15 protein-coding genes and 3 tRNA genes are annotated in these 16910 nt (G+C 29.6%); 6 read left to right on the top strand and 12 right to left on the bottom strand.

Going from position 1 to position 16910, the window contains the following annotated elements; translation table 11 throughout:
• Window positions 1-48 precede the first annotated feature (48 nt).
• The 10 genes from H0I32_RS15650 to tsaD all read right to left on the bottom strand — a co-directional run bounded on the left by H0I32_RS15650 (window position 49) and on the right by tsaD (window position 6751).
• A tRNA-Arg gene (locus H0I32_RS15650) sits at window positions 49-122 on the bottom strand.
• A gap of 33 nt (window positions 123-155) precedes the next feature.
• Window positions 156-230 (bottom strand) — tRNA-Pro (locus tag H0I32_RS15655).
• Between the two features lie 51 nt (window positions 231-281).
• A tRNA-Ser gene (locus H0I32_RS15660) sits at window positions 282-370 on the bottom strand.
• Window positions 371-702: 332 nt separating this feature from the next.
• The gene (locus H0I32_RS15665; RefSeq protein WP_179314497.1) at window positions 703-1881 is read right to left on the bottom strand and encodes a THUMP-like domain-containing protein; all 1179 of its coding nucleotides are present in this window, start codon (window positions 1879-1881) and stop codon (window positions 703-705) included.
• A 7-nt stretch (window positions 1882-1888) separates the two neighbouring features.
• On the bottom strand, window positions 1889-2977 hold the full coding sequence (locus H0I32_RS15670; protein ID WP_179314498.1) for an AI-2E family transporter: 1089 nt from the start codon (window positions 2975-2977) through the stop codon (window positions 1889-1891).
• Between the two features lie 49 nt (window positions 2978-3026).
• A complete protein-coding gene (locus tag H0I32_RS15675) occupies window positions 3027-3530 on the bottom strand; it encodes a TrmH family RNA methyltransferase (RefSeq protein WP_179314499.1) in 504 nt (167 codons plus the stop codon).
• A gap of 53 nt (window positions 3531-3583) precedes the next feature.
• Window positions 3584-4225 carry a DUF4159 domain-containing protein gene (locus tag H0I32_RS15680; protein ID WP_179314500.1) on the bottom strand — a complete coding sequence of 214 codons (642 nt, stop codon included), beginning with the start codon at window positions 4223-4225 and terminating at the stop codon, window positions 3584-3586.
• A gap of 4 nt (window positions 4226-4229) precedes the next feature.
• Complete coding sequence (locus H0I32_RS15685; protein ID WP_179314501.1) at window positions 4230-4934, bottom strand: 16S rRNA (uracil(1498)-N(3))-methyltransferase; 705 nt, start codon at window positions 4932-4934, stop codon at window positions 4230-4232.
• Window positions 4934-5566 carry a peptidylprolyl isomerase gene (locus H0I32_RS15690; protein WP_179314502.1) on the bottom strand — a complete coding sequence of 211 codons (633 nt, stop codon included), beginning with the start codon at window positions 5564-5566 and terminating at the stop codon, window positions 4934-4936. The genes H0I32_RS15685 and H0I32_RS15690 overlap by 1 nt, the downstream gene beginning before the upstream one ends.
• A 162-nt stretch (window positions 5567-5728) precedes the next feature.
• Window positions 5729-6751 (bottom strand): tRNA (adenosine(37)-N6)-threonylcarbamoyltransferase complex transferase subunit TsaD, encoded by a 1023-nt coding sequence (tsaD, locus tag H0I32_RS15695; protein WP_179314503.1) that lies wholly within the window; start codon window positions 6749-6751, stop codon window positions 5729-5731.
• A 186-nt stretch (window positions 6752-6937) separates the two neighbouring features.
• On the opposite strand from tsaD, the gene H0I32_RS15700 reads away from it, so the two are divergent.
• From H0I32_RS15700 to H0I32_RS15725, 6 genes are all read left to right on the top strand, one after another.
• Window positions 6938-11326 (top strand): translocation/assembly module TamB domain-containing protein, encoded by a 4389-nt coding sequence (locus H0I32_RS15700; protein WP_246293642.1) that lies wholly within the window; start codon window positions 6938-6940, stop codon window positions 11324-11326.
• Between the two features lie 137 nt (window positions 11327-11463).
• The gene (gene pfkA / locus H0I32_RS15705; protein ID WP_173589408.1) at window positions 11464-12450 is read left to right on the top strand and encodes a 6-phosphofructokinase; all 987 of its coding nucleotides are present in this window, start codon (window positions 11464-11466) and stop codon (window positions 12448-12450) included.
• Between the two features lie 32 nt (window positions 12451-12482).
• Window positions 12483-13484 (top strand): type I glyceraldehyde-3-phosphate dehydrogenase, encoded by a 1002-nt coding sequence (gap, locus tag H0I32_RS15710; protein ID WP_173589409.1) that lies wholly within the window; start codon window positions 12483-12485, stop codon window positions 13482-13484.
• Between the two features lie 78 nt (window positions 13485-13562).
• Complete coding sequence (locus tag H0I32_RS15715; protein WP_173589410.1) at window positions 13563-14426, top strand: N-acetylglucosamine kinase; 864 nt, start codon at window positions 13563-13565, stop codon at window positions 14424-14426.
• A 1-nt stretch (window position 14427) separates the two neighbouring features.
• On the top strand, window positions 14428-14790 hold the full coding sequence (locus H0I32_RS15720) for a methylglyoxal synthase (protein ID WP_173589411.1): 363 nt from the start codon (window positions 14428-14430) through the stop codon (window positions 14788-14790).
• 97 nt (window positions 14791-14887) lie between these two features.
• On the top strand, window positions 14888-15073 hold the full coding sequence (locus tag H0I32_RS15725) for a hypothetical protein (RefSeq protein ID WP_173589412.1): 186 nt from the start codon (window positions 14888-14890) through the stop codon (window positions 15071-15073).
• A gap of 65 nt (window positions 15074-15138) precedes the next feature.
• Here the strand turns inward: H0I32_RS15725 and H0I32_RS15730 are convergent, their stop codons facing one another.
• Entirely contained in the window at window positions 15139-16035 is an 897-nt protein-coding gene (locus tag H0I32_RS15730) for a hypothetical protein (RefSeq protein WP_179314504.1), read from the bottom strand.
• Entirely contained in the window at window positions 16032-16907 is an 876-nt protein-coding gene (locus H0I32_RS15735) for a DUF2927 domain-containing protein (RefSeq protein ID WP_179314505.1), read from the bottom strand. Before H0I32_RS15735 ends, H0I32_RS15730 begins: the two co-directional genes overlap by 4 nt.
• Between the last annotated feature and the right edge of the window lie 3 nt (window positions 16908-16910).

Here is a 16910-nt window from a genome sequence, read left to right on the forward strand (position 1 = left end):
ATATTATAAACAACAAAAAAGCCTCAACATAAATGTTAAGGCTTTTTGTGATCGCAGAAGGATTCGAACCTTCGACCGCCTGCTTAGAAGGCAGGTGCTCTATCCAGCTGAGCTATGCGACCATTTAGAGTAAAACTCTAAAAATTCAATAAAAGTCGGGGTGGCAGGATTCGAACCTGCGGCCTCCACGTCCCAAACGTGGCGCGATAACCGGGCTACGCTACACCCCGAATTGGTTATCTTAAAAAATACTTACAGTGCAATTACTGTAGTAAATTTTGCGGAGAGACAGGGATTCGAACCCTGGGTAAGTGTTTCCACCTACGACGATTTAGCAAACCGTTCCTTTCGGCCACTCAGGCACCTCTCCAGTATTTAAAAGAACATATGTCTTTAATTGCGGGTGCAAATATACATTAACATTTAAAATAACACAACTTTTTTACAACTTTTTTATTGAAAAAAGAACATTATTTTAAATTGTGTTTTTAACTATTTATTTATCAGATATATAGTTTTGCATGTTTTTTTATGTAAAATATTTTTTTGATTTAAGTAAACCCAATTTATGAAATATAAATCATCAACGTTTTTTTTAATATGCGATTATTGATTTTAAAAAGAACTTAAAAAAATAGGCATTAATAAAGCTATGAAGAAAAAGGATGGTTGAGTAATTCAATAAGGTTTTTGTAATAAGACTTAAATTTTAGAGCATACTAAAACTATTTTAGTGTCTTCATAATCCGTTGTGAAAAATAAATACACACTTCCCCCGTCTTTAATTTTTAATTTTTTTCTAATATCACTTACTGGCATTGGGAAATTTCGTGTGGTTATATTAGCTTTAGTTATGCGTTCTTTAGAAATGATTTTTTTATTATAAGGTAGTATTTTTTCAATTTTAAATTGTCTACCAGGGAAATCTACCAATGTATCAGAAGTATAGAGGTGAGAATGTTTGTGTAGTTTATCTATGCTTAATATTTCACTTATAGAATTAAAACCACCAGATTTCAAAATAGCAGCATTAGGTTCAAATAAATAGGTAAGTGGTGAGCTGTAAGTTTCTTTAGAAAATGGTTCTTCCTTAAATTTAAAATCGAAATGCTGATTACCTGTTTTTGTTAAATTTATTGTTTTAACGATGGTATTATCATTAAAGTCGCGTTCTAAAATCCAAAGTAATTCTTTAACCTCATTGTTTACAGCTACAATATGAATCTCTTTTACATTATCTAAGTCTAACAATGTCGCTGTTAAATCTAATAGAGGTGATGTTTTAATCATCACGTTTTTAGAGTATTTTAGAAATACATTTTTATAGGTTTTAATGTTGGGTTCACAATCTGAAAGTAAAAAGACCTTTTGTTTAGAATGATCTCTTCGAGATGGATCTATATAAATCCAATCAAATGGCTTGTTAATACGTTTTAGAGTTTCAATACCGTTATCGCTTACACAATTAATATTTGAAACATTTAACGTTTTAAAGTTATGCGCTACGAGTTCTGAGAGTTCGGTATTAATTTCGCAATGGGTGACTTCTTTTGCTTGTTTTGAAAAGTAATAAGCATCTACTCCAAATCCGCCTGTAAGATCAATTATAGTGTCTCCTGTGGTTAAAGATGATTTGTATTTTGCTGTAACTTCAGAAGATGTTTGTTCTATATTTAATTTGTTAGGGTAATATATATTTTCAGAGTGAAACCAAGTACTTAGTTTTTTTTGACAACGTTTTTTAGCCTCAATCTGTTCTATTATTAATTTAGGATCTACGTTTTCAAATGGTAAACCTTTCAATAATAATTCTGAAGGATTAGAATCTATATGTTTGTTTATAAATTCTTGAATTTCAATATTTAATATGGATCTGTTCAAACTTAAATTATAAACCTTTAGTAAGTTTTTTAACGATGTTGTAATCTGATAAAAATTCCTTTAAAACAACTTTTAGTGCTGTATAAGTTGGTATGGCAACAATCATTCCTACAACTCCAAACAAGATGCCTGAAATAATAATAATTAAGAAAATTTCTAAAGGGTGAGATTTTACACTTTTAGAAAATATAAATGGTTGGCTAAAGAAATTATCAATTAACTGAGCAAAGATAAAACCAATCATTACGTAAGTTGTTTTTGGTAAAATAACATCACTAAAGCTTTCCCCTAAGTTGCTAGACATACTTAAAAGCATTATTAAAAAACCACTAACTAATGGTCCTATATAAGGTACTAAATTTAAAAGGGCACAAAGAAAAGCAATAACAATAGCATTGTCAATTCCGAAAAGGAGTAAAACAATAGTATAGATTATAAATAGAATTAAAATTTGAAATATAAGTCCAACAAAATAGCGTGATAATAAATCTTTAATTATTGTAAATGAACGTTTTGAACGTTCTTCATTTCCTTTTGGAATAAAAGTCATCATACCATCTTCAAACAATTTACTGTCTTTTAAGAAGAAAAAAGAGATAAAAAGAACAGAAAATAAACCAATGCTAAAGCTACCTAATCCACTGATAAAGCTATTTAGAAAATTTGGTATAATTGCAAAATCTAAATTAGAGAATAGGCTAGAATCTTTTATGGATTGTTCTATATCAATATGATTAAATTGAAAATAAGTAATAATTTGATCGTATAAATCTTCAAAATTACTTTGAAGTTGTTCAATATTAAGTAATGCTAAATTATGACCTTGTTCAATAATTAAGGGAATAAAAAGTCCTACTAAGCCAACTAAAAGTCCAATGAGTAAAAGCATTGTTGTTACAACAGCAATCGTATTGTTGAATTTTAGTTTGTCTCTTAAAAATAAAATTATTGGTCGTCCGATCAAGGAAATTACGACAGCAATAACAATGTAAACAATTACTGATTGAATTTTGAAAAGGAAATATAAGACAGCAAGAGTAGCAACAACAACTCCTAATGCTCTTAAAATCCCTTTAGATATTGTTTTAGATTCCATCTGTTTTTTATTTACTCAAAGATGCTGAATTAAATTTAGCAAGGCAAATTTAGAAATTAAGTTGTTTTGTTAGTTCGTAGAGTGCAATACCTGTTGCTTGTACAACATTCATACTGCTATTATTTCCAAACATATTAATATGTACAGTTGCATCTACTTGTTTTAAAATAGTTTCAGATACACCAAAGTTTTCATCACCTAAAATTAAAGCAATTGGTTGATTGGTTGTAAGTTTAAATTCATTTAAAGCTTGGCTATTTTCTGAAATTTCTAGAGCAATAAGATAATAGTTATTATTTTTTAAATCTTCAATAACGTTCTCAATATTCTCTTTTATAGAGTGTGTAACGTATTTTTCTGTAGAACGCGATGTTTTATTCATGCGTTTGCCAAGTTGAATACCGGTACCACAAAATATTAATTCTTCAATACCAAAAGCATCAGCAATTCTAAATAAACTTCCAATATTTGGAGCATTACTTACATTATCGCAAATAACCTTTATAGGGTGTTTGTGTTTTTTGAAGTTGGTATTATAGTGGTTAAGTTGCATTTTAGTCCGTGGTGAATAATTGTAATATGATTATCTTTTTTCTAAAGGTGAATTCAATTTTCAAAAACATATTTTACAATATTAGCACCCATTTTAAGTGCCTTTTCTCTAACGTCTTCTGTGTCATTATGTACTTCTGGATCTTCCCATCCGTCTCCTAAATCACTTTCAAAAGTGAATAATAAAACTAATCTATTGTCTTTAAAAATACCGAATGCTTGTGGGGCTTTACCGTCGTGTTCGTGGATTTTTGGTAAGCCATTTGGGAAGTTAAAAGCAGAACTAAATATTTTATGATCTTTAGGAATTTCGATTAATTCACTATTAGGAAATACCTTTTTCAACTCTTTAGTGATGTAAGGAGCCATTCCGTAATTATCATCAATATGAATAAATCCTCCAGAAATAAGATAATTTCTTAGATTTTCGGCATCATCATCACTAAAAAATACATTTCCATGCCCTGTCATATGTAAAAAAGGAAATTGAAATATATCAATACTTCCTGCTTCTACCGTTTGAACATTTTCATTAATATTAGTATCTATATTGTCATTACAATATTTTACCAAATTAGGTAATGCTGTTGGGTTACTATACCAATCTCCACCTCCTTTGTATTTTACAATGGCAACATCTTGAGAAAACAATAAAGCAGTAAAAAAGGTAAAATATAGCGTGAATATAATTCTCATGTATTTATTCATTTAAAAAAGCGACAGAATGGCAAGCGGCGATGGCTGCTGTTTCTGTACGTAAACGTGTCTCACCCAAAGTTACAGGAATAAAGTGATGTTGTAACGCCATTTCAATTTCTTTAACGCTAAAGTCACCTTCAGGACCAATTAAAATAGTGCAGTTGCTAGCTGGTTTTAATTGAGATTTTAAGGATTTTTTATCTGTTTCTTCACAATGTGCAATAAATATTTGATCCGTAAAATCTTGACTAATAAAATCCTTGAAGCTCATTGGGTCATTAAGCTTAGGTAAATAATATTGTAAAGACTGTTTGGTTGCAGATTGAATAATTTTTTCAAACCGTTCTATTTTTACCACTTTTCTTTCGCTGTGATCACAAATGATAGGCGTAATGGTTTCAATTCCTATTTCGGTTGCTTTTTCTAAAAACCATTCATATCTATCATTCATTTTTGTTGGTGCAACAGCTAAATGAAGATTGTAATTTCGTTTTGGTTGTAAGCTTTTAGAAAGAATTTTTACAGAACATTTTTTTTGGTCTGCTAAAGTTAATTCAGCTTCAAAAAGCCAACCTTTACCATTGGTGATCTGTAAGGTATCACCAATGGTTTTTCTTAAAACTTTTACAATATGCCGACTTTCATCTTTATCGAAATTAAAGTCGGAATCGTTTTCTGTGATATGTTGGTTGTAGAACAATTGCATTATTCAATAGCTTCAGTAAATTTTAAAACAGTAACCTCTTCTATTAATGTTATAGGTTCGGTTTTTACAATCAGGTAATAGATTTTATGCTCTGTGTCATCTGCCATAAAAGCTTCATCAAGAGGGTGGTTTTCTTTAAAAGCAACAGCATCAAAAGCTTCTGGCATTTCACCTTCTTTAATCCATCCGGTATCACCACCCATTTTAGCCGTTGATCCTTCAGAGTTGTGTTTTGCTAAGTCTTTAAAACGGTACCCTTGCATGTATTGTGATAATACCTTTTTTCGTCTAGATATTGCTTCTTCATCTGATGTGCTAGCGGCTTTAAATTCAATAATTCTAAATTTTGCATAATCAACATCGGCCTTGTCAATAACTTTGTAAAACGTTTTTTTAAAGTCTGTTTTAATTACTTTTTTTCCACCTTTAGCCATGCTAAATAACTCGTCAGCTAATCTGGTTTTATGTTTTGCTTTATTAAAAGTGAATAGTTTTCCTTTTTTAGGTTTGTTCTTTTTTAAAAAGATTTGGGCTTGTTCTGGTGTAGAAATAGAATCTAATTGTTTTTCTAATTCAGATTGCGAAAAACTGATTAATGGTAGTAAAAATAGTAGTGTAAAAAGATGTTTCATGCTTAATTTTTTTATTTAATTTGGGTTGAGTACAAAACAACTAAATTTTAAACTAATATAGAAGTAAAGCTAATAAGATATTAACAGATGTTTTAACAATTTAAAAAATAGAGAGTTAAAGGCCGTTATTATATTTTTTTATTTTTTAATAAATTAAAGTAATTACAATTTTAAACGCGCTGTAGCCATAACATCAAAATCAGAGAAATCTTTTTCTAAATATTTTAAATAGCCAACAATAGCAATCATTGCAGCATTATCTGTAGTGTATTCAAATTTAGGTACGTAGCTTGTCCATCCAAATTTTTGTTCAGCATCTTTTAATGCTTTTCTTATTCCTGAATTAGCAGAAACACCACCACCAATAGCAATATGATTAATACCCATTTGTTTTACGGCTAATTTTAATTTATCCATTAAAATACCAATAATGGTGTATTGTATAGATGCACAGATATCGTTAAGATTTTCTTCAATAAAATTTGGATTAGCTTTTACTTCACGCTGAACAAAGTAAAGAATAGCCGTTTTTAGTCCAGAAAAACTAAATTTTAATCCATCTACTTTTGGTTTTGTAAACTTGTAAGCTTTTGGGTTTCCTAATTGTGCACGTCTGTCTATTTCTGGTCCTGCAGGATAACCTAGACCTAAAACTTTTCCGCTTTTATCATAAGCTTCTCCAACGGCATCGTCAATAGTTTCGCCTAAAACTTCCATATCAAAATAGCTCGTTACTTTAACAATCTGGGTATGTCCGCCAGAAATTGTCATAGCTAAAAATGGAAAAGGTGGTTTTTTGTGATCTTCTTCATCAATAAAATGCGCCAGAATATGAGCTTGCATGTGGTTGATGTCTATAAGAGGAATATCTAATCCGTAGGCTAAAGATTTAGCAAAAGAAGTCCCCACAAGTAAAGATCCCATTAATCCTGGGCCTTTTGTAAATGCAATTGCATGTAATTGTTCTTTTTTAATCCCTGCTTTTTCAATGGCTTGGTGTACAACAGGAACAATGTTTTGTTGGTGTGCGCGTGAAGCCAATTCTGGTACAACGCCTCCGTACTCTGCGTGTATTTTTTGATCAGCCACAACATTACTTAAAATTTTGTCGTTACATAGCACTGCAGCAGAGGTGTCATCGCAAGATGATTCAATTCCAAGGATATAAATATTTTCTTTTTTCATAGTCGATATTAGGCACAATAATTGTTAATTTTACCGTTTATAGTCCATTACTATATTTAACAACGTATTGTAAAGGCAAAGGTAATAAGAATTCACACATTAAAACTCATAAAATCTATCAAACGGATACTCAAAATAATAGGTAAATTGGCAGGGATAATACTCCTCCTTTTGTTTATTTTGTTTTTGATACTTTCAATTCCTGCTGTACAAACTAAGCTAGGTAGGTATATTACAGATCGAGTTAATAATGATTTTAAGACAAATATAAATATCGGGAGTGTAGGTCTTCAGCTCAATGGAGATATTGAATTAAAAGAAATTTTAATTAAAGATTACAAGAAAGATACCTTAATTAGTGTAGGAGAGCTTAATAGTTCAATTGTTAGTTTTAGAAATTTATATAACAGTAAGCTTAATTTTGGAGATATTGATCTTAAAAATGTAGCTTTTAATTTAAAAACTTATAAAGGAGAAAAAGACACAAATTTAGATGTGTTTGTCGCAAAATTCGATTCAGATAATCCAAGAGTCGGACCAAGTGAGTTTTTGTTTTCTTCTAGTGATGTTTCTATACAAGATGGTGTGTTTAGATTGATTGATGAGAATTTAGAAACTCCACAAATTTTTCAATTCACGGAATTAAATGCCAATACAACCAATTTTTTAATTAACGGACCTGAAGTCAGAGCTCGTATTAATAAATTTAGTTTTAAAGATAGTAGAGGTATTGCTGTTAATAATTTAATGGCAAATTTTGAATATACTTTAAATCATATGAATTTTGGAAATCTGAATATAAAAACAGATGCTTCAGAATTAAAAGGTGATTTAATGTTTAATTACAATAGAGAAGATTTTAAACATTTTACAGACAAGGTTAATGTAGAAGCTAGTTTTAGAGATTCAAATATTTCTTTAACAGAGTTAAATGCCTTTTTTGATGAGTTTGGTACAGATCAGCATGCTAATTTTAATGCGGATTTATCAGGGACATTAAATAATCTTGAAGCTAAAAACCTTAATGTAAGCACAAGTAGTAATACTAGGATTTTAGGAGATATTACATTTAAAAATTTATTTAGTAGTGAAAAAAATAGTTTTGCTTTATATGGTGATTTTCAAAATTTAGCCTCTAATTATAGAGATTTAACGGCGTTATTACCACGCCTTTTGGGGAATTCTATTCCAACAGTAATTTCTAAAGTTGGAAATTTTAAAATAAATGGAACATCATTTATTACCGCTAAAAGTGTTGAAGCAGATTTAGAGATAGATACTGATTTAGGTTTTATAAAATCTAATTTAAAACTGACCGATATAGACAATATAGATAATGCTAGTTATGTTGGTAATGTTATTTTAGACGAATTTGATATCGGAGAATTAATCAATGATCCCTTAGTTAAAAAAACAACATTAAATCTTGATGTTAACGGAAAAGGTTTTACCATAGAAAACTTAAATACTAAGGTGAAAGGTAGAGTTTCTGTTTTAAATTACAACAACTATACTTATAGAGATATTGTGCTCTCTGGCGATCTTGGTAATAGTATTTTTAATGGAGTTTTAGAAGTCGAAGATCTTAACCTTCAACTTGATTTTAATGGATTGGCTGATTTTTCTGAAGACCTAAAAAAATTCGATTTTAAAGCCAATGTTGGTTATGCAAATCTTACTAATTTAAATTTTGTAACAAGAGATAGTATTGCAGAATTTAGAGGATTAGTTACAATGACTGCAACTGGGACAACTTTAGATAATGCTGTTGGAGCAATTAATATTAAAAACACAACGTATAAAAACCAAGATAATAATTACACATTTGAAGATTTTGATATTGTATCTTCTTTTGATAATAAAGAACGTACAATTTCTATAAACTCACCAGATATTATAGATGGTGAAATAACAGGGCAGTTTAAAACAAAAGATATCCTTGGTTTGGTAGAAAATTCTGTTGGGAGTATTTATACCAATTATGTTCCAAATGTGGTAGAAGAGGGGCAATATATTAGTTTTAAATTCAACATATACTCTAAAATTGCAGCGGTATTTTTTAAGGATTTAACACTTGGAAAAAATACGTTTATAGAAGGGCGGATTGAAACAGACGAAAAAGGGTTTGAGCTTACCTTTAACTCGCCAGAAATAAAATTTAAAGATTATTTTGCTAATAATATTAACGTTGATATAGATAATAGTAACCCACTGTATAATACCTATATAGAGATTGATAGTCTTAGTGCTGGTATTTATAATGCATCTCAATTTAGTCTTATTAATGTAACAAAACGAGATACTTTATTTATTAAGTCAGAATTTAAAGGAGGTGAAAATAACACTGATAAATTTGATTTAAATCTATTTTATACGATAGATAAAACGAACAAATCTGTTGTAGGGATTAACAGATCGAATGTCAAATTTAAAGGGTATAGATGGTTTTTAAATTCGAAAAGAGACAGTTTAAACAAAATCCAATTTGATAGAGATTTTAAAGCCTTTAATGTCTTTCCGATTAGTATAGTTCACGATGATGAAGAAATATTAGTTTCAGGAACAGTAAAAGATTCTTTAAATAAAAACTTTAATGTCGATTTTAAGGATGTTGAATTGGTTAAAATAACACCTCGTATAGATAGTTTAGCATTAAAAGGTATTGTAAATGGTAAATTAGATGTCGTAGAAACCGATGGTGTTTATTTACCAAAATCTAATATAGAAATAAGTGGATTATTTGTTAATGATTATGATTTAGGAAATCTTAGTGCTAAAATAGAAGGAAATAATTCTATTACTAATTATGATGTAGACGTAACTCTAATCAATGATAATCTTAAATCATTTGATGCAAAAGGAATGATTGATGTCTCTAATCAAAACCCTACAATAGATTTAGATGTAACATTCGAGGAGTTTATGTTAGATCCATTAAACCCATTAGGAGAAGGTGTTATTAATAATATTAGAGGTTTAGTTTCAGGTTTTGCAAATGTTAGAGGAAGCTTAAAAAAACCAGCAATTTATGGAGAGTTAATGCTCGATAGGGCAGGTTTGTCTATTCCGTACCTTAATGTAGATTATGGTTTTGATTTTGATTCTAAAGTGTCGCTTAGAGGTCAGCAATTCATTTTTAATAATGTCGCTATGACAGATTCTAAGTACTTTTCTAAAGGAAACTTAAATGGTTTTATTGCCCACGATAATTTTTCAGATTGGAAATTAGGATTAGAATTGACTACAGACCGACTTTTAGTTTTAGATACAGAAGAGTCGGAAGATGAATTATATTATGGTACCGGATTTATTTCTGGTAAAGCAGAAATAAAGGGGCCAACTCAACAGTTAGTCATTAAAGTTATAAATGGAAGGACAGAAGCTGGAACCGAGTTTTTTATACCTTTAAATGATTCAGAAAGCTTTGGTGATAATTCTTTTATCCATTTTTTAAGCCCAGAAGAGAAAGCAACGAGATTAAAAGGTGAAATTACAGAGCAGATAGAAATTAAAGGGTTAGTGTTAGATTTCGATTTAAATGTTAATGAAAATGCAACCATAGAAATTGTAATAGATAAAGAAGCTGGAAGTACCATTAAGGGAAAAGGTGTAGGTGGATTAAACTTTTTAATCAATACTAATGGAACCTTCAATATGTGGGGAGATTTCGTTGTGTTAGAGGGGTTTTATAATTTTAAATATGGTGGTTTTGTAGAGAAGAAATTTAAAGTAGAACAAGGAGGTAGTATTGTTTGGGAAGGTGATCCTATGGGGGCTGAAATTAACTTAAAAGCACTTTATGCAGGTAATGCAAACCCTTCAGTTCTTTTAGATAATCCTATTAATCAAAGTATTGATGTTGAAGTTGAAATTCATTTAACCGGTAAATTAGAACAACCAGACCCTCAATTTGCATTTAGATTTCCAAACGTAAGTTCTACTGTGAAATCCGAGTTAGAATATAGGCTTTCTTCAAAAGAGGAACGAGACAATCAAGCCTTAATATTTTTAATGTCTGGTGGATTTTCAAGTGGAGTTACGGGAGCTAATTTTACAGGTACCATTTCAGAACGACTCACAGGAATCGTTAATAGCCTCTTCGGAACCAGTAATGGGAATTTAGATGTTGGTTTTGATTTTGAAATAGGTCAAGATACACCAGAATTACAAACGGATAATAAAGTAGGTGTTACACTTCAAACAAAAATTAGTGATAAGATTTTGGTTAACGGTAAAGTTGGTGTACCTTTTGGCAGTGCAAGTCAGACAGTTATAAGTGGTGATGTTCAAATAGATTTGTTGTTGAACGAAGACGGAACATTAAGAGCCAAAGTATTTAATAGAGAAAATAGTATTAGAAATTTTGGTGAAGAAATAGGCTATACACAAGGTGTAGGACTATCATATAATGTAGAATTCGATTCATTTAAGGAATTGCTTCAAATTATCTTTTCAGGAAAAAATAAAAAAGTTAAAACTGGAACTCAAGAAAAAGAAAAAAAGGAGCCAGAAGATAATGACTTTTTACCTGCTTACATGACAATAAAAGAAGAAAAAAAGGAAACTAAAGAATGAAATATCTAAATAAGTTACTTTTTTTTTGAATACTTATTAACGAAAACGATTGAATTGATTTTCGGCTGAGTTTTTTATGATATTAGTCAGTTTTATCTATAGATTCTTTCTTAATTTTACTGTAAATAAATTAGACAATGCTACAAACAATTAAAAAAATAGGTGTTTTAACTTCGGGAGGAGATGCACCAGGCATGAATGCTGCTATTAGATCAGTAGTAAGAACTTGTGCATTTCATAACAAAAAATGCTACGGCATTTATAGAGGTTATGAAGGTATGATAGATGGGGATTTTATTGAAATGGATGCAAGAAGTGTAAAAGGGATTATTAACAAAGGTGGTACCGTTTTAAAATCTGCAAGATCTAAAGCTTTCAGAACTGTTGAAGGTAGAAAAAAAGCATATGAACAATTAAGAAAAGCAGGTATCGACGCTTTTGTTGTTATTGGTGGAGATGGTAGTTTTACTGGTGCAATGGTTTTTAATAAAGAATTTAATTTTCCTGTTATGGGAATTCCTGGAACTATCGATAATGATATTTTCGGTACAACACATACACTAGGTTATGATACAGCTCTAAATACAGTTGTAGAAGTTGTAGATAAAATTAGAGATACTGCAAGTTCACATAACAGATTATTCTTTATTGAAGTAATGGGGCGTGATGTAGGGCATATTGCTGTAAATGTAGGCGTAGGTGCTGGTGCTGAAGAAATCTTAATTCCTGAAGAAGATTTAGGTTTAGATAGGTTATTAGAATCTTTACGTCGTAGTAAAGCATCTGGTAAATCTTCTAGTATCGTTATTGTTGCTGAAGGTGATAAAATCGGTAAAAATGTTTTTGAACTTAAGGATTATGTTGATGAAAACATGTCTGAATACGAAGTACGTGTATCTGTTTTAGGACATATGCAACGTGGTGGTTCTCCATCTTGTTTTGATCGTGTATTAGCAAGTAGAATGGGAGTTAAAGCCGTAGAAAGTTTAATTACAGGAAAAAGTAATTATATGGTTGGTCTAAAAAATGATATCATGGAATTAACTCCATTTGACCAAGCAGTAAAAGGAAAATCAAAAATAAACAAGGAACTTTTAAGAGTTTCTGATATCATGTCAATTTAAGAACAAATAAAAATTAATATAAAAATAAAGTAATGGCAAATTTGAAATTAGGAATCAACGGATTCGGTAGAATTGGAAGAATAGTATTTAGAGCAACAGTAAAACGTAGCGATGTAGATGTTGTAGCGATCAACGATTTATTAGACGTTGAGCATTTAGCATACTTATTAAAGTATGATTCTGTTCATGGAAGATTTGACGGAACTGTTGAAGTAAAAGATGGGCATTTAGTTGTAGACGGAAAAACAATTCGTGTTACTGCAGAAAAAGATCCAAAAAGTCTTAAATGGGACGAAGCTGGTGCAACTGTTGTAGCAGAATGTACAGGTATTTTTACAACTTTAGAAACGGCTCAATATCATATTGATGGTGGTGCTAAAAAAGTAGTTATTTCTGCACCAAGTAAAGATGCTCCAATGTTTGTAATGGGAGTAAACGATGATAAATTAACTGCTAGTGACGTAATTGTTTCTAACGCATCTTGTACAACTAACTGTTTAGCTCCAATTTCTAAAGTAATTGAAGATAACTTTGGTATTGAAGAAGCTTTAATGACAACGATTCATGCTGCAACTTCTACACAATTTACTGTAGATGCTCCATCTCGTAAAAACTACCGTTTAGGTCGTTCAGCTCTTAACAACATTATTCCAAGTTCTACAGGTGCTGCAAAAGCAGTAGGTAAAGTAATTCCAGAATTAGACGGAAAACTTACAGGTATGGCTTTTAGAGTACCAACTGTAGATGTTTCTGTAGTAGATTTAACAGTTAAAACTAAAAAAGAAACAACTTTAGCTGAGATTAAAGCTGCTATGAAAAAAGCTTCAGAAGGATCTATGGCAGGTGTTTTAGGTTATACTGAAGACGCTGTAGTTTCTCAAGATTTTGTAAGTGAAGAAAGAACTAGTGTTTTTGATGCTGATGCTTCAATTGAATTAAATTCTACATTCTTCAAGTTAATCTCTTGGTATGATAACGAATTTGGTTATTCTAATAAATTAGTTGATTTAGCTCAAAAGGTAAATAACCTTTAAGACATATTATTAATTCTGAAAATTCCGTAGAATTATGATTTGTCATAAACTACGGAATTTTTATTTATATACATTATCATGATTTTAATAACAGATGGTGGTTCTACAAAATGCGATTGGATTGCAATAGATAAAAATGGTAAGCAAGCCGTTGATAAAATAAGAACCAAGGGTTTAAACCCTGCAATAGTTGCAGAGAAAAAAATCAATAAAATTATAAAAAAGAGTGATGAGTTAATGGCTATTGCCAAAGATGTAACTCATGTTTATTTTTATGGCGCAGGTTGTGGTACTGAAAAACCGAGACTCTTATTAAAATTTATATTAGAAAATTATTTTGTAAACGCAAAAGTAGAAGTTAGAGAAGATACTTATGCAGCTGTTAGAGCGTGTATAAATTCTAATGATGAAGCTGCCGTAGTTTGTATATTAGGTACAGGTTCAAATTGTAGTTATTTTGATGGTGCTAATTTAAATCAACGTGTAGCTAGTCTTGGCTTTATTTTAATGGATGATGCCAGTGGGAATTATTTTGGTAAACAATTAATAAGAGATTATTACTTTAATAAAATGCCCGATACTATAAGTGTTGCCTTTGCTCACAAACATAGTTTAGACGCAGATTACATTAAATATAATTTATATAAGCAAACGAATCCTAGTGCATACTTGGCAGATCATGCTGAATTTATGTTTATAAATAAAGATTCAGAGTATATAAGTAATCTTATAGCTAAGGGTATTCGTCTATTTGCTGAAAATATGATTCTTCAATATAAAGAAGAATTAGAAACAGGAATTCCTGTACATTTTGCTGGTTCTATTGCTTATTTTGCTCAAGAAGAAATTAAGGCAGTTGCAGAAGAATTAGGATTTAAAATCGGTAATTTTGTAAGACGACCAATTGAAGGATTAGTCAATTATCATATAAATAATCTTTAATATGGAAATAGCAATTATAGCACACGATGGTAAAAAAGCTGAAATGGTTCAGTTTTTAAACCAACACAATGAGATTTTACATAAAAAAGGAATTAATTTAATTTCAACAGGTACAACTGGAGAAAAAGTAATTAAAGCTGGTTTTAGTGTTCATGCATTAATGTCAGGTCCTTTAGGTGGTGATGCTCAGATTGCAGCTAGAGTAGCTGAGGGTAAATGTAATATGGTTTTATTTTTTAGAGATCCATTAGATCGTCATCCTCACGAACCAGATATACTTATGCTAATGAGATTGTGTGATGTACATAATGTACCACTTGCTACAAATCCTGCATCAGCAGATTTATTAGTGAAAGCACTTTAATTTTTAATAACCTGTTAATAAAACTAGTGAAAGCTGTTGTAAAACTTAGATATTGGTTATATCTTTGTAGCTGTAAAACGTAAACGAAACAAGAATTATGTTCGAATTTGATCAATACTTAGGATTTTTAGCATTTTTAACCATATTAACTATTGGATTTTGGTTATTGATTTTCCTTTTAACATTTGTAGTACCTTACTGGCTTGTAGGTGCATCAATGGAACGTTTAAAAGAAATTAAAGAAGAAAAGAAAGCGAAACGTCAAGGTATTACACTAGAATAAGCTTTCATTATATATTAAGCATAAAAAAAGAGCGCATTTTGCGCTCTTTTTTTTATACCTTTTTTCTAATCGTTATAATAATATTCAAGATGATGATTAGCTTTTTCTAATAACTCTTTAGCAATTTTATGCTGTTCTTCAAAGGTTTCTAAATCTGTACCTTTACAGATACCATAGGAGTAATGGTATTTTAATAACTCTATATCTATTGAAGATATTTGGTCAGAACCCTTATAGCAATTAGAAAATAGACTTGTGCAATCTAATTTTTCAATAACATAAAATTGCCCTAATGCTTTAAAAAATGTTTGTTTTACCTTATTATGTAATAGTTTTTTATTAAATAATTGCATTCGGTTTATTTCTAAATTACATTGATATAAGCGCTGTCTTCCATCCCAATTGATATAATATCCGCTTCCATTCCATTTTTTTATTCTGGGCTCAAATTTATATTCTGAGTTTTCATTTATTTCATAAATAAAAAAGTTAGAAGCAGTTCTTTCTTTTACTTCATAAATTGTTAAAGAATCTATTTTAGAGCTTATGCTTTTTGCAAATTCTAATAATTCTTTTTTTAAATTCTTATCAACTGATTTATCAAAAAAAAGTTTAATATCTTCTTTCCAATATTTCATTTTGATATTTTCTGTACTCTTATTTTTGTTAAATACAACATCTGTATAGAGATCTAAAAAAATGGAATCTCTTTGCTCGTATGGAACTTTAATAGAGTTTGGTAGTTTATCTTTAGTTAATAATACTAAGGTGTCTGAGTCTTGGAATTTTAAAGATAAAGAATCTTCTTTTGTTAAATTACCATGCAATTTTTTATATTCATTTAGCTTCATATAATGCATCATTCTAACTGATATATTTGTAGAATCTTGAGAAAAAGATAACTTACAGATTAAGCAAAATAATATTATAATTGATATTTTGATGTCAGTTTTATGTATCATAATTTAATGATTACGTTATCTGTAAATTCATTCTTTTCAATGTAAGCAGAAATTATTTTTTCGAATTTATTCAGATTTACTTTTTGGTCAAACTTGTTTTTGTAATGAAAGTTTATTAAATCTATATCCATTTTAGTCAGATTTTTATTTACAGTATAACAACTGGATAAAAAATTATTACACTTTAAAGAATCACTTAAATGAAATATACCTAAAGAGCCAATGAAAAGTCTTTTTAATTTAATAATCTGCTCTTCTTTATTGTAGATACTTTCAAGGTTTATTCTTAAAACACCACTATATATATGATTTAGTCCATTTGACTGTAAATTATAACTAATAGATCTTTTGGTGTTGATATTAGGGTGAAGTTCTTCCTTATTTTTAGAATTAGTGATATAAATAAAATAATTAGATGCTTCTTTTTTATTTACAATATTAATTTGAACAGAATCTATATTTGTATTTATCTCATTTATAAGACTTGTTAATTCTTGCTTTAAGTATTTCGGTACTTTTTTATGAAAAAATAAATTTATGGGTGAGTTCCATAGTTTAATTTCATACTTTTTATAAGAATAATTATTCCTTTTTTCTTCGTTACCAAAAACAATATTTTTGTATTCTTTTAATAGATTGTCATTAATTTCTCCATAGCTTAAGTTAAAAACATCTTTATTTTTACTACTAACTACAACTAAAGTATCATTCTTTAAAATGATTGTATTTTTCGTTTTTAAAGAATCTTTTTGAATATTGCCTTCATATAAGTTGACACTCTGATAGTTTCTTAAAATTTCTAAGTCTGTCTCTTGAGAAAAACTAGATATTGAAATAGTACTAAGAATGCAACATAAAATAATTTTCTTCATAAT

Source organism: Winogradskyella sp. HaHa_3_26 (genome assembly GCF_019278425.1).
Lineage (GTDB): Bacteria > Bacteroidota > Bacteroidia > Flavobacteriales > Flavobacteriaceae > Winogradskyella > Winogradskyella undariae.